This is a genomic window from Bradyrhizobium sp. USDA 4454 (genome assembly GCF_054822705.1).
Map to the genome: position 1 here is coordinate 6,739,162 of NZ_JBTRCN010000001.1, position 13,934 is coordinate 6,753,095.

At 65.9% G+C, this 13,934-nt stretch carries 12 protein-coding genes; 2 read left to right on the plus strand and 10 right to left on the minus strand.

Translation table 11 applies throughout. The features are described from left to right. Positions 1-169: 169 nt before the first annotated feature. Positions 170-1,144: a LysR substrate-binding domain-containing protein gene (locus tag ACVIW0_RS31340; protein ID WP_461355870.1), complete on the minus strand. Its 975-nt coding sequence runs from the start codon at positions 1,142-1,144 to the stop codon at positions 170-172. Positions 1,145-1,238: 94 nt separating this feature from the next. Here ACVIW0_RS31340 and bla point away from each other — a divergent pair, with 94 nt between their 5' ends. Then, positions 1,239-2,177 (plus strand): class A beta-lactamase, encoded by a 939-nt coding sequence (gene bla / locus ACVIW0_RS31345; protein ID WP_461355871.1) that lies wholly within the window; start codon positions 1,239-1,241, stop codon positions 2,175-2,177. A 94-nt stretch (positions 2,178-2,271) separates the two neighbouring features. Further along, positions 2,272-3,186: an ankyrin repeat domain-containing protein gene (locus tag ACVIW0_RS31350; RefSeq protein WP_461355872.1), complete on the plus strand. Its 915-nt coding sequence runs from the start codon at positions 2,272-2,274 to the stop codon at positions 3,184-3,186. A 13-nt stretch (positions 3,187-3,199) separates the two neighbouring features. Here ACVIW0_RS31350 and ACVIW0_RS31355 read toward each other — a convergent pair whose 3' ends face one another. The 9 genes from ACVIW0_RS31355 to ACVIW0_RS31395 all read right to left on the minus strand — a co-directional run bounded on the left by ACVIW0_RS31355 (position 3,200) and on the right by ACVIW0_RS31395 (position 13,882). Next, on the minus strand, positions 3,200-3,766 hold the full coding sequence (locus ACVIW0_RS31355; RefSeq protein WP_461355873.1) for a c-type cytochrome: 567 nt from the start codon (positions 3,764-3,766) through the stop codon (positions 3,200-3,202). A 184-nt stretch (positions 3,767-3,950) separates the two neighbouring features. Continuing rightward, positions 3,951-5,660 (minus strand): outer membrane protein assembly factor BamB family protein, encoded by a 1,710-nt coding sequence (locus ACVIW0_RS31360; protein WP_461355874.1) that lies wholly within the window; start codon positions 5,658-5,660, stop codon positions 3,951-3,953. 387 nt (positions 5,661-6,047) lie between these two features. Beyond that, entirely contained in the window at positions 6,048-7,478 is a 1,431-nt protein-coding gene (locus ACVIW0_RS31365; protein WP_461355875.1) for an amidase, read from the minus strand. 82 nt (positions 7,479-7,560) lie between these two features. Beyond that, positions 7,561-8,499: a carbohydrate kinase family protein gene (locus ACVIW0_RS31370; protein ID WP_461355876.1), complete on the minus strand. Its 939-nt coding sequence runs from the start codon at positions 8,497-8,499 to the stop codon at positions 7,561-7,563. 9 nt (positions 8,500-8,508) lie between these two features. After that, positions 8,509-10,161, minus strand: coding sequence for an FGGY-family carbohydrate kinase (locus ACVIW0_RS31375; protein WP_461355877.1), 1,653 nt, complete (start codon positions 10,159-10,161; stop codon positions 8,509-8,511). A 116-nt stretch (positions 10,162-10,277) separates the two neighbouring features. After that, the gene (locus tag ACVIW0_RS31380; RefSeq protein ID WP_461346830.1) at positions 10,278-11,051 is read right to left on the minus strand and encodes an SDR family NAD(P)-dependent oxidoreductase; all 774 of its coding nucleotides are present in this window, start codon (positions 11,049-11,051) and stop codon (positions 10,278-10,280) included. A gap of 100 nt (positions 11,052-11,151) precedes the next feature. Further along, positions 11,152-12,159: an ABC transporter ATP-binding protein gene (locus ACVIW0_RS31385; RefSeq protein WP_461355878.1), complete on the minus strand. Its 1,008-nt coding sequence runs from the start codon at positions 12,157-12,159 to the stop codon at positions 11,152-11,154. Between the two features lie 15 nt (positions 12,160-12,174). Then, positions 12,175-13,005 carry a carbohydrate ABC transporter permease gene (locus ACVIW0_RS31390; RefSeq protein WP_461355879.1) on the minus strand — a complete coding sequence of 277 codons (831 nt, stop codon included), beginning with the start codon at positions 13,003-13,005 and terminating at the stop codon, positions 12,175-12,177. 4 nt (positions 13,006-13,009) lie between these two features. Further along, the gene (locus tag ACVIW0_RS31395; RefSeq protein WP_461355880.1) at positions 13,010-13,882 is read right to left on the minus strand and encodes a carbohydrate ABC transporter permease; all 873 of its coding nucleotides are present in this window, start codon (positions 13,880-13,882) and stop codon (positions 13,010-13,012) included. Positions 13,883-13,934 lie beyond the last annotated feature (52 nt).

The window sequence follows — 13,934 nt, forward strand, 5'->3', positions numbered from 1 at the left end:
CGCACGACAACGGCGAACACTGCATGCCGTGCACTCCGCTCCCTCACCGTCACCCTGAGGAGCGCGCAGCGCGTCTCGAAGGGTCGACGGCCACCAGCCGGGCCGTGCATCCTTCGAGACGCGCTGCGCGCTCCTCAGGATGACGGTAAAGAGAGCATTACTCGGAAGACTAACGCCTCCGCTTCTTCGCGGCCTTCGTCTTGGCCGTCGGTTTGGCCTTGGTGTTTGCCTTCGGTCGTGAAGCGGATGAATCCACTTTCTCCTCCCCCTCACTCACTTCCGCCCGCAACGTCTCGAGCAACCAGTCGCGAAACGCGCGCATGCCCGGCGTCACCTCGCGCGACTTCAGCCAGGTCAGCCAGTACGACCCCGCCGGGACCTCGGCCGCGAATGGCCGCCTGAGCCGGCCGGACCCGAGTTCGTTGTTGAACATCGCGATCGGCACCAGCCCGACGCCGATGCCGCGTGCGGCGGCCTCGGCCATCGCCACCGAACTGTCGAAGATCGGGCCCTGGATCTTCGGACACGGCGCGCCGGCAACCGCAAACCACAGCGGCCACTCCTCGGCGCGATAGGAGCGCAACAGGAATTCCTGCGCGAGATCGGACGGCTTGCGCAGCCGGCCCGCGACATCGGGGCAGCACACCGGCGACAGCGGCGCCGACAGCAGATGGATCGCCTCGGTGCCGTGCCAGGAGCCGTCACCGAAGCGCAGTGCGAGGTCGAGCCCGTCGCCCGCGATGTCGACGCGGTTGTTGTTGGTGAGCAGCCGCAGGTCGATATAGGGGTGCGCGCGCTTGAAGCGATCGACCCGTTGCAACAGCCATCCGGTCGCGAACGTCGTGACGCAGCCGACGGTGACGACCTCGCGCGTGCCCTTGGCCTCGATGCGGTCGATAGCAGCCCCGATCCGGTCGAGCGCGTCCGACAGTATTGGCAACAACGCCAGCCCCTCGTCGGTGAGCACGAGGCCACGCGGCAGCCGGCGGAACAGGCTCGCGCCGAGCGTGTCCTCGAGCTGCTTGACCTGATGGCTGATCGCGGTCTGGGTCACGCGCAACTCCATCCCCGCGCGGGTGAAGCTGAGCAGCCGCGCGGAGGCCTCGAAGGCACGCAACGCGTTCAACGGGAGATGCCGGCGCACGGCGTCATGACCAAGTTTTTCTCATGGCTCATTGTATAAATGATTGTTTGTCGGCCGTCACGCCGTTCGGCAGGTTCGCGCCGCCAACGGGAGTATGGACATGCTGACGAGACGGACATTTGGATGGCGCGCGCTGGGCCTTGCGGTGTCGTGCACCCTGCCGCGGCCAAGCGCCGCGGCCGGAGAGAGCGCCGCGGCAGAACAGAGCGTGGCGGGAGCAAGCGAGGCGGCGCGACGGCTGCAGCAGGAATTTGCGCGCATCGAGCTGGCGACCACCGGCCGGCTCGGCATCGCTGCGCTCGACACGGAAACGGGGTTGCGCGCAAGCCAGCGCGGCGACGAGCGGTTCCCGATGTGCAGCACCTTCAAGGCGCTGGCCTCGGCGGCCGTGCTGCACCGGGTCGACCGCGGCGAATCCAGCCTCGACCAGCGCGTGCAGATCGAGGCCAAGGATATCTTGGCCTACGCGCCCGTGGCCAAACAACACGTCGGATCGAGCATGACGCTGTCCGAACTCTGCGAGGCCGCCATCACGCTGAGCGACAATACCGCCGCCAATTTGCTGCTGCGCGAGATCGGCGGGCCTGCCGGCTTCACGAGCTTCTTTCGCACCATCGGCGACAATGTCAGCCGGCTGGACCGCTGGGAGGTGGCGCTGAACGAAGCCGTGCCCGGCGATCCGCGCGACACGACCAGCCCGGTCGCGATGCTGAAGGATCTGCAGCGCGTCGTGCTCGGCGACGTGTTGCAGGCGGCCTCGCGTGAGAGGCTAGTGGACTGGATGGTCGCTAACAAGACCGGCAATGCCCGGCTGCGCGCCGGCGTGCCGCGCGACTGGCGGGTCGGCGACAAGACCGGCACCGGCGAGCGCGGCACCTATAACGATATCGGCGTGTTCTGGCCGCCCGGCCGCAAGCCGATCGTGGTGACGGTCTATCTGACCGGAGCCAGCGCTTCGGTGGAGACGTGCAACGAGGTGATCGCCAACGTCGCCCGCGCCGTCGCCAATGCCAGCAGCGGGCAGAGCGGCTAGCGGCACACCTAGGCCGCGGCTTGGCAGCGACGCAGGTTCATGCCAGGCTCGATCGAATGGCGATGCGCTCGGCAAGCCATCCGGAGTACTCGTCTTGGTTCGTCGCATCGCCCTCGCCGCGCTGCTTGTCGCAGGCCACGTCCACAGCAGCCTTGCGGCGCCCGACCCGGCGCGGTGCCGCGAACTGATCCGCAAATATGAGACCGACAAGGCCCAGCTCAGCGCAATCGAGATCTCGCTGACCTTGTTCGCGGCCGCCAATGCCGACTGCATCAACCTTGCCACCGAGCTGCTCGACCACGGCGCCTCGGTCGACGCGCGGGACCGGCTCGGCGCCAGGCCGCTGAGCCATGCCGCCCGCTCCGGCCATCTCGATATGGTCGACCTGCTGCTGGCGCGCGGCGCGCCGGTCAACGCCCGCAACCTCGCGGGATCGACCGCGCTGTATCTTGCCGCCGAACGCGGCCATGTCGCGATCGTGCAGCGGCTGATCGAGCGCGGTGCAGATGTCAATCTCACCGGACGCAGCGGCGCCTCGCCGGTCGCGGCCGCCGCCTATGCCGGCCGGGACATGGTGGTGCGCATGCTGCTGGCGCATGGTGCCGACGGCCGCAAGGCTGACGACACCGGCAAGCCGCCGGTCGTGTATGCCGCCGCCGGCGGTCAGCTCGGCATCGTCAAGCAGCTGCTCGCGCGCGAGATCGACGTCAACGCGCGCTACGCCAACGATCTGACGCTGTTGATGTGGGCGGCCGGGCCGGACGAGGCCGTGCCGGAAGCGCAGGCGCTCGAGGTCGTCTCGTATCTGCTGGACGCCGGCGCCAGGGTCGACGAGCGCGACGCGCGCGGCCGCACCGCGCTGATGATCGCCGCCGAAGGCAACCACTCGGCGATCGCGAAGGCACTGCTGGCCCGCGGCGCCGATGCCGCATTGGCCGACAAGTCCGGCAAGCACGCCGCCGACCTCACCATCCTGTCGGCGCTGCGTGAAGAGCTGACGCCGCGCTGAGACGGCGCTCCGCTCACAACCCCGCCAGATACTCCACCAGCGCGGCGAGGTCGTCGGGCGACGTCGCCAGCATCAGATCGGACATGCCGGGATTGTTGCCGCGCGCGCGGCTGCGGAAATCGGCGATGGTTTTCGCGAGATAATCCCGCCCCAACCCGGCAAGCCGCGGCACCGTGCCGTCGCCCTGGAAGCGATCGAGATGGCAGGCCGGGCAGCCGACCGAAGCGCTGGCCGTCATCGCCTTCGCTGCGACGTCCTTCGGCGCGCGCGGCTGGCCGAGGTCAGGCCACGGCTTCTGCGAGAAATATTCCGCGATCGCCAGCATGTCGTCGCGCTCGAACTGGGTTGCGATCGGCTGCATGATGTCGCTCTTGCGATCGCCGCGCTTGAAGTCGCGGAGCTGGATGTAGAGGTAGCCGGCCTGCTGGCCCCAGATCGTCGGAATGGTCTTGTCGACCGGCTTGCCGTCCGCGCCGTGACAGCCGGCGCAGACCGCGACCTTGTCCTCGATCGTCTCGGCGCGCGCCTGTGCTGCGAGCAACAGCAGCGCGGTAGCGCAGATCAATAATTTACAAGACATCCACTCATCCTGAAGCGCAGTCGTCATTGCGAGGAGCGACAGCGACGAAGCAATCCATCCTTCCACATATGCGGCGCGATGGATTGCTTCGCTGTGCTCGCAATGACGCGGCCTGATCGCTCGTCCGAAGAAACAGAAGCGGGACCAGACGGGTCCCGCTTCGCCACCATTGTTTGTCTCTCGCTCAGTCGAGCGTGAAGGCGATGATGTTGTTGCCACGCTTGTAGTCGAGCTGGGTGTTGCCGCCCGCGCCGACCACGACATATTGCTTGCCGCCGACCATGTAGCTCGACGGCGGCGCGTTGACGCCGGCGCCGGCGCGGAAGCTCCACAATTCCTTGCCGTTCGACGAATTATACGCCGCGAACTTGCCGTTGCCTTCGCCGGTGAACACCAGGCCGCCGGCGGTGGCGAGGATGCCGCCGATCATCGGCTCGGGCGTATTGACCTGCCACTTGATCTTGCCGTTGTTGTAGTTCACCGCGGTGATGTTGCCCGACTGCTTCTCGCTCGGGATCACCTTGAAGGCGCCGCCCAGCCAAAGCTTGCCGTTTGGATAGGCCGAGCTTTCGACGTGGTAGGTCATCGGCTGGTGCAGGTTGATGGCATAGGCCAGCTCCTGCCCCGGGTCGGTCGCGATCGGCGACCATTCGACTCCGCCATTGGCGCCGGGCAGCATGCGCGCACCCTCCTTGGTCGGCAGCACCCACATGTTCTCCTGCGGCACCATCGCCTCGGAGAAGCGGATCAGGCTGCAGTCCTTGCGATCGTGCACATAGATGTGCCCGGTCTTGCCGGCATGGATGACGCCGGGAATGGTCTTGCCGTCCTTGTTCTTGACGTCGACCAGCACCGTCGGGCTGACCGCGTCGAGGTCCCAGACGTCATGGGCGATGTACTGGAAGTGGCAGACATACTTGCCGGTATCGAGATCGAGCGAGACCATCGAGTTGGTGTAGAGGTTGTCGCCGGGCCGGTTCGAGCCGTCGAGGTCGGGCGACGGATTGCCGACAACGAAGTAGATCCGGTTGGTCGCGAGATCGACCGAAGGGTTCTGCCACACGCCGCCGCCGAGCTTGGCATAGGGATCGCCGATCTTGGCGAGCGTGTCCTTCTCGGCCTGGATATTGCGATGCATGTCGCGGCCGGTGGCGTCCTTGGTCGCCCAGACGCCGACCGAGTTCTCCGGAATGGTGTTGAAATTCCACAGCTGCTTGCCGGTCTTGGCGTCATAGGCGCGCACGAAGCCGCGGATGCCGTATTCACCGCCATTGGTGCCGATCAGCACCTTGTCCTTGACCACGGTCGGCGCCATCGTCTCGCTGTAGCCGAGCTCAGGATCGGCGATATTGGTGGTCCACACCACCTCGCCGGTCTTGGCATTCAGCGCCAGCAGCTTGGAATCCAGCGTCGCTAGATAGACCCGATCGCCCAGCACCTGGACGCCGCGATTGTTGGGACCGCAGCAATAGACGGTGATCGGGCCCATCTTGTGAGCGTAGTGCCAGAGCTGCTGGCCGGTCTTGGCGTCGAGCGCATAGACATGGCTGAACGAGGTCGTGACATACATCACGCCGTCGACGACGATCGGCGATGTCTCGAGCGATTCCTTGACGTCGGTCTGGAAGATCCAGGCGACGTGCAAATTCTTCACATTGTCGCGACTGATCTGCTTGCCTGGATAAAACCGGGTCTGCGCATAATTGCCGTTGGTGAGCAGGAAGTCCTTGCTGTTCTTGTCGGCGGCGTTGAGCTGCTCCTGGGTCACCGGTGAAACATTGGCGTTACCGAGGACCGACTGCTTCTCCTGCTTGACTTCCTGTGCGATGGCGGCGCCCGACAACAGGCCAACGCCGACCGCGGCGGCAAATGCCGCAAGCCCATTCACATACATGTCTTCCCCCGTTATTTCTTGGTTGCGATGTCAGGGATGGGTGTTTGCTACTTTCCCCTCGAGGCCTGGCCGCCGGAGCGAGCGCGGAACCGTCGCGTGGCCTGGTTGCGCTGCAATAGATGAATCAAAAAAGACGACGACAGGTATCGATGGATGGCTTCCATGTTAGCGCCGTCCTTCACAAAGACAACCGATGCGCTGAATGCGAAGCCGCAACTGGAGGCGTTCGCGCAGCCGCATGCGGCGAACGCAGGCTGACATCAATCCAAGCTATATCGGGAGCTTCCGGAGCTTTCACGGATCGCGGACCACATTCGCCTTCGCAGGCGCAGCACGCAAAATGAGACTAAGCGTCAAGCGACGGCATCGCTGGTGGAAGAGCGCCGTTCACGACGCGACGGTCGGCCAGCGCCCGAGCAGGTCGCTCGCCTCTTCGAACAGCGCCGCGACGCGCAGCAGTTCCGCATCGTCCCGGAAGCGGCCGACCAGATGCAGGCCGATCGGCAGGCCATCGCGGCCGAAGCCTGCAGGGATGCTGACCGCGGGATGCCCGGTCATGTTGAACAGCATGGTCCAGGGAAACCAATGCGGCCGCACGCTGTCGAAGCTCTGCCCGTCGATGTCGATGCTGCCGAACAGATCCTGGTCGATCGGCAGCGCCGTGCGGGTCAGGGTCGGCATCGCAAGCCAGTCGCCGCGCGCGAGCAGCGACTGCACCCGGCGGAACAGCGCGGTGCGGTCGAACATCGCCTGCTGGTAGTCAACGCCGCTGACCCGAGCGGCGAGCGCGAGCTGTTTCAGGAAGGTCGGGCTGAGGTCGTCGGGATGGTCGGCTGCGAGCTTCTCGAAGCGGGTGCGCCAGACCGTATGATTGATGGCACGCCAAATCGGCTCGATGTCAAAGCCGTCACCGGAAAATTCCTCCAACTCCGCGCCAAGGCCGGCCAGCCGGTCGAGGCTCGCGTGGAACGCAGCGGCGACATCCGCCGTCACCGGACGCCCAGGCGGCGACACGCAGAACAGCACTCGCCTGCCGCGAAGATCGCCGCGCGGCGCGGCAAGGTCGGGATAATCAGGCGCCGGCACGCCGATCGACCAGGGATCGGACGGGTCCTCGCCGGCCATCGCCTGCATCATCAGTGCGGTGTCGGCGACGGTGCGCGTGGTCGGCGTGACGTAGGTCTGGTTGCCGAAGGCATCCTGCACCTGGCTGTGCGGGATCACGCCGTTGCTCTGCTTGATCCCGACCACGCCGTTGCAGGCCGCGGGAATCCGCGTCGAGCCGCCGCCATCGGTCGCCACCGCCAGCGGCGCGAGGCCGCTCGCGACCGCGACTGCCGCGCCGCCGCTCGAGCCGCCGCTGGAGCGCTCGGCGCTCCACGCATTGCGGGTGCGACCGAACAGCGGCGAGTCGGTCAGGCACTTGCTGCCGAACTCCGGCGTCGTGGTCTTGCCGATCAGGATGCCGCCCTGCGCATGGAGCCGGGCCACTGCCACGGCATCATGGTCCGGCACGTTGTCCTTGTATGGCACCGCGCCGAACGTCGTGCGCACGCCCCTGGTGCTGACGATGTCTTTCACGGTAAAGGGGATGCCGTGCAGCAGACCGAGGGGCTCGCCGGCCATCACCTTGTGCTCCGCGGCCTTCGCCTGCGCCATCGCCTCGTCGTTGCATAGCGTGATGAAGCAGTTCAATTCGGGCTGGAGCCGTTCGGCGCGGGTCAGTACCGCCTGGGTGATCTCGACCGGAGACGCCTCCTTGCGGGCGATCCGGGCGCGAAGTTCAACGGCTGATAGCAGGCACAGATCGTCGCTCATTCGGGCACGGGCTCGCATCGGTCTTCGATGACGGCATCGTGCCGTGGCTCGTGCGGCAAGTCCATCGCCTCGGCTGCATGGCTTACCAGGTGCCTGCGGGCAACTCCCGGCTCCGCGGCGGATCGGCGCCAGCGCGTGTGCAGGTGAAGGCGGCGCATGTGCAGGCAAAGGACAACGCGCGGGCGAGTTCGGCGGTGGAGATCTCGGCGAGCCGCGGCCGCGCGATCCGGTCCAGCCGATGCAACGCGGCGAGCAGTGCGGCCTGGAAGCTGTCGCCGGCGCCGATCGTATCGACGACGGTCACCACCGGTGCCTTGACCTCGATGGGTCCAGCCCTGCGATGCCAGGCCACGGCGCCGTCGTTGCCGCGGGTGATGACGACGAGCGATACGCCCGCCGACAGCAGCGCCTCGGCCCGCGCAGCATAGGCCTCGTCGCCGAACAGATAGGCGAAGTCGACGTCGGACATCTTCACAATGTCGGCCTTGCCGCAGAACGCCAGCATGCGTGTGCGATAAGCGTCCTTGTCCTTGACCAAATTCGGCCGGCAGTTCGGATCAAGCGAGATCGTCACATTGGAACGCGCGTCATTGATGAAGGCCAGCGTCTCGGCGGCGCCCTTGTCATGGACCAGCGTGGTCGAGCCGATGTGAAGGCCGGAGATGCCCTCGAGCGCGATCGCCTCGCGCCGATAGATCCAATTCCGCGATGCCGTGTCGGCGTCATAGAAGGCGTATTGCGTCTCGGTTCCTGTCACACGAGCAAAGGCCAGCGTCGCCTGGTGATCGCTGCGCATCGCGCGGCCGAGATCGACACCTGAAGCCGTGGCATGATCGGCGATCATCCGGCCGAACGTGTCGGTCGAGATGCCGCCGACAAAACCGGTGGAAACATCGAGCCGGGCGCTACCGATTGCGATGTTGAGGCAGGATCCGCCGACCGCGGGCGTCAGGGCCTCGCGTCCATCCGCCGTCCGCGACGGCAGGAAATCGATCAGTGCATCTCCGCAACTCAGCAGCATGCAAACACCTCAACCCGGCGCCGCACCGGACGCCTGCTTCATCGCCTCGCGGCTGTCGCGATCGAGCTGCCGCAGCATCTTGTGTACGCCGCGCTTCCGGCGGTGGAAATCTGCAAGCTCGGGCTTGGTCGGCTCGCTCAGCCGCCCGAGCGCCGACATGCCGGCCATCGCGGCATTGATCGAGTTGTGCGCGCCGCTGGCGACCGCGCCGAGCATCGCGGCGCCCAGCAACACCGGCTCCTGGGTCTGCGGCAATGCCACCGTGTAGCCTGTGGTGTCGGCCATGATCTGGCGCACCAGTGGGCTGCGGCTGGCGCCGCCGCCGATCACGATGGTCTTGCCGTCGACGCCGTGGGCCTGCAAGGCCTCGATGACGTCGGCCAGGCCATAGGCCAGCCCGCACAGGCCAGCGACGAACAGCCGCTCCAGCGCTGACACATCGGTGTCGAGATCGAGCCCCGCGATCACCGCACGCGAGCCCGGATCGGCATAGGGCGAGCGGTTGCCGAGGAATTCCGGCAGGACATGCACGTTGCGTGCGAGCAGCGCGGCCGCGCCGGCATTGCCGCTGCGCGCCAGGATGCGCTTCTCGAGGTATTCGATGACATCGACGCCGTCGGTCTTGGCCGCGGCCGAGACCTCGGCATGCGCCGGGTGCGACTTGAGCAGATGATCGATCGCGGCGCCGGCAGCGGACTGCCCGCCCTCGTTCAGCCAGAAGCCCGGCACCATGCCTTCGAAATACGGGCCCCAGACACCCGGCACGAAACAGGGCTCGACGGTCGTCGCCATGATGCAGGCCGACGTTCCCATGATATAGGCGAGCCGCTTGCAGACATCGACCTCGGCGCCGGAGCCGTCACGGCCGCCGATCGCGCCGACGCCGCCGGCATGGGCATCGATCAGCGAGGCGCCGACCGCGGTCCCCGGCATCAGGCCGAGATCGCGCGCGGCACCCTCCGACAACCCGCCGCCAAGCGGCGAACCGGGCGGCACGATCTCGTTGCCGATGCGGGCAAAGCGATCGGCGGCGAGCGCCTCGAGCCCGACCCGCTTGAGGAAGGATTCGCTCCAGCCGCCCTCACCGGCGACATAGGTCCATTTGCAGGTCACCGTGCAGGTCGAGCGCGCCAGCGAGCCACTGGCGCGGAACGAGAGATAGTCGGCGAGATCGAAGAAGTGCCCGGCAGCCTCGAAGCTCGCCGGCAGATGCCGCTTCAGCCAGAGGATCTTCGGGATCTCCATCTCCGGCGAGATGGCGCCGCCGACATAACGCAGCACCCGGTCGCCGGTCGCGTTGATGAACTCGGTCTCGCCCATCGCGCGGTGATCCATCCAGACCACGACGTTGCGCGCGGGATCGCCGGACGGACTGACGGTCAACGGCCGACCTGCCCGGTCGAGCACGACCAGCGAGCAGGTCGCGTCGAAGCCGATGCCCTTGACGTGTTCGGCGGCGACGGCGGCCTCCCGCATGGCGTTGCGCACGGAGGCAATGCAGGCCGTCCAGATGTCTTCGGACGATTGCTCGACGATGTCGCCCGGCTCATGCCAGACCCGGATCGGATGCCGGGCCGAGCCCAATAGCTTGCCGGCCGCGTCGAAGACGCCGGCGCGGGCGCTGGTGCTTCCGACGTCCACCCCGATATAGGCTTGCCGCATGTTCGCTCCGTCGGAACGCGACGACGTGTCTTCGAAACGTCATCGCGCTCTTGCTTCTGTGTCAGCACTGTCCGGAAGCCGGTCCCCATCCGTCCGGATCATGCGTCGGCGCGAGCCTACCAGCAAGTGTAACCGCCATCGACCAGAACGATGCTTCCGGTCATCAGGCTCGCTGCGTCGGAGGCCAGGAACAAGACCACGGAGGCGATCTCGTCGACCTGCCCCATCCGCGCCATCGGGGTTCCACCGATCCAGGCGTCGTACATTTTGGGGCTGTTCTTCACAAAGGCGTTCAGCGGCGTCTCGATATAGGTCGGCGCCACGGCGTTGACGCGGACCCCGCGCGCGCCCCATTCGGCGGCGAGCGATTTGGTGAGATGGTGCACCGCGGCCTTGGAGGCGTTGTAGAAGCACTGTTCCTGCGGCTTGTTGACGATGAAGCCGGACATCGAGCCGACATTGACGATGGTGCCGGATTTGGCCTTCAGCATGTGATTGCCGAAGGCGCGGCAGCACCAGAACGTGCCGTTCAAATTGACGTCGATGACGTTGAGCCAGTGCTCGTCGGTCACAGTCTCGGCCGGCGTCTCGCTGCGGGCGATGCCGGCATTGTTGACCAGGATGTCGACCTTGCCGTATTTGCGCACCAGTTCGTCGGCGACCGCGGCGACGCGACCGGAATCCGTCACGTCCATCAGCGCGATATCGGCGTCAAAACCTTTGGCCTTCAGAGCCGCCTGCGCGTCATTGGCGACCTTGGCGTCGCGGTCGCCGATGATGACCTTGGCGCCGGCTTCCGCCAGCGCTTCGGCGCAGGCGAGCCCGATGCCCTGACCGGCGCCGGTGATGATGGCGGTCTTGCCGCCGAGCTTGAATTTCTCGAGATACATTTTCTTCTTCCTTTGCCTAGAGCCCGCATGTCGCGGGCGTGCCGCCCCGGCCAGAGCGAGATCGACGGCGGAGATCGTCCGTGCTTTTCTTGAGCATGCTCTATGCCCGGATCGATTTTCCGCTGTCGTCGAAACGATGGATGCGCGCCGGATCCGGGATCAGCGACACCTTGTCGCCCGGATGCAGGTCGAGCTCGCCGATGTAGCGCGCGGTCAGCATGCCCTGCGGCCCGGCATCGACATAGAGGAAGGTGTCGCTGCCGAGATGCTCGGCAACCGAGACCGTGCCGTGCCAGCCGCCCTGGCCGTTGCGCTCGACCCTCAGATGCTCGGGCCGCACGCCAATCGTGGTCGCGCCCTGCTGCTTGGCGAGATCGCCGGTGACGAAGTTCATCTTCGGCGAGCCGATGAAACCGGCGACGAACAGGTTCGCCGGCTTTTCGTACAGCTCGAGCGGCGAGCCATATTGCTCGATCTTGCCGCCGTTCAGCACCACGATCTTGTCGGCCATGGTCATGGCCTCGACCTGGTCGTGGGTGACGTAGATCGCCGTGGTGCCGAGCTGCTTCTGTAACCGCGTCACCTCGAGCCGCATCTGCACCCGCAGCGCGGCATCGAGGTTCGACAGCGGCTCGTCGAACAGGAACGCCTTGGGCTCGCGCACGATGGCGCGCCCGATCGCGACGCGTTGGCGCTGGCCGCCGGAGAGTTCGCGCGGCTTGCGCTCGAGGTAGGGCGTGAGATTGAGCGTGGCCGCGGCGGCCTCGACCTTGCGGTTGATCTCGTCCTTGGCGATCCCCGCCATCTTCAGGCCGAACGCGATATTGCCGCGCACGCTCATATGCGGATAGAGCGCATACGACTGGAACACCATCGACAGCCCGCGCTTGGCCGGCGGCACGTCGACCACGTTACGGCCATCGATCAGGATGGCGCCGCCCGTGACGTCCTCAAGCCCCGCGATCAGCCGCAGCAGCGTGGTCTTGCCGCAGCCGGACGGACCGACGAACACGACGAAGGAGCCGTCGGCGATGTCGAGGTCGGCGCCCTTGATGATGTGGACCGGCCCGAACGATTTTTGCACACCCTGCAGCGTAATCTGACCCATGGAGAAGCCTTTCTGCTACTTGACCGCGCCGAAGGTCAGGCCGCGGACGAGTTGCCGCTGACTGAACCAGCCGAGCACGAGAATGGGCGCGATCGCGAGCGTCGACGCCGCCGACAATTTCGCCCAGAACAATCCTTCGGGACTCGAATAGGATGCGATGAACACGGTGAGCGGCGCAGCCTCGAGCGTCGACAGATTGAGGGTCCAGAACGCCTCGTTCCACGCCAGAATCAGGTTGAGCAGCATGGTCGAGGCCAGGCCCGGCACCGCCATCGGCGTGAGCACGTAGATCAGCTCGCGCCCGATCGTGGCGCCGTCCATCCGCGCCGCCTCGAGAATGTCCTTCGGGATCTCCTTGAAATAGGTGAACAGCATCCAGATCACGATCGGCAGGTTGCCGAGGCACAGGATGAAGATCAGGCCGGTGCGGGTGTCGAGCAGGCCGACCGAGCGGAAGATCAGGTAGATCGGCACCAACACGCCGACCGGCGGCATCATCTTGGTGGAGAGCATCCAGAGCAGCACGTCCTTGGTGCGCTTGGTCGGCGAGAACGCCATCGACCACGCCGCCGGGATCGCGATCAGCATCGCGATCAGGGTCGAGCCGCCGGCGATGATGATCGAGTTGAGCGCGTGGTGGAAATAATCGCTGCGCTCCTGCACCGTGGCGTAGTTCTCCGTGGTCCAGTGGAAGAACAGGAACGACGGCGGGATCGCGAACGCTTCAAGCTCGGTCTTGAAGCTCGCCAGCACCATCCAGAGAATCGGGAAGAAGATCAGGAAGCCGACCAGCCAGGCCGCCGCCGTCGAGATCGCCTTGCGTCGTGTCGTGACCATCCGCGCCATGACGTTACGCCTCCAGATTCCGGCCGACGATGCGAACGAGGAAGAACGCGACGATGTTGGCGAGCACCACCGCGACCAGGCCGCCCGCCGAGGCGCTGCCGACGTCGTACTGGATCAGCGCCTGCGAGTAGATCAGGAAGGCGATGTTGGTGGTCTGCAGGCCGGGGCCGCCGCCTGTGGTGACGAAGATCTCCGCGAACACCGTGAGCAGGAAGATGGTCTCGATCAGGATCACCACGGTGATCGGGCGTGCCAAGTGCGGCAGCGTGATGTAGATGAAGGTCGAGATCGCGCTCGCGCCGTCCATCTCGGCCGCCTCCTTCTGCTCCTCGTCGAGCGATTGCAGCGCGGTCAAGAGGATCAGGGTCGCGAACGGCAGCCACTGCCAGGAGATGATCAGGATCACCGAGAACAGCGGCGCGTCGTTGAACCAGTCGATCGCCGGCAGGCCGAACAGATGCGCGATCCAGGCGAACAGGCCGGACACCGGATGCATCAGCAGGTTCTTCCAGACCAGCGCACTGACCGTCGGCATCACGAAGAACGGCGCGATCACCATCAGGCGGACGATCGAGAGCCCGACCACCTGCTGGTCGAGCAATAGCGCCACCGGCACGCCGAGAATGATCGTGATCGCGAGCACCGAGCCGACCAGCACCAACGTATTCTGCAACGAGGCGAGGAAGGCCGGATCGGTAAGGAAGTAGCGGAAGTTCTCCAGGCCGACGAAGGATTCGGAGCCGGGATCGAGCAGATTGTAGTGCAGGGTCGCGAAATAGATCGTGAGCGCCAGCGGCACGATCATCCAGATGAACAGCAGCGCCACCGCCGGCGTGAGCAGCGTGCGTGCGAGCAGTTGGGTCTGCTGGGTCGCCATCCCCGCCTCCTTCTTTCGCGAAAGGAGCGACCATCCCACTGCGGGACAGGAT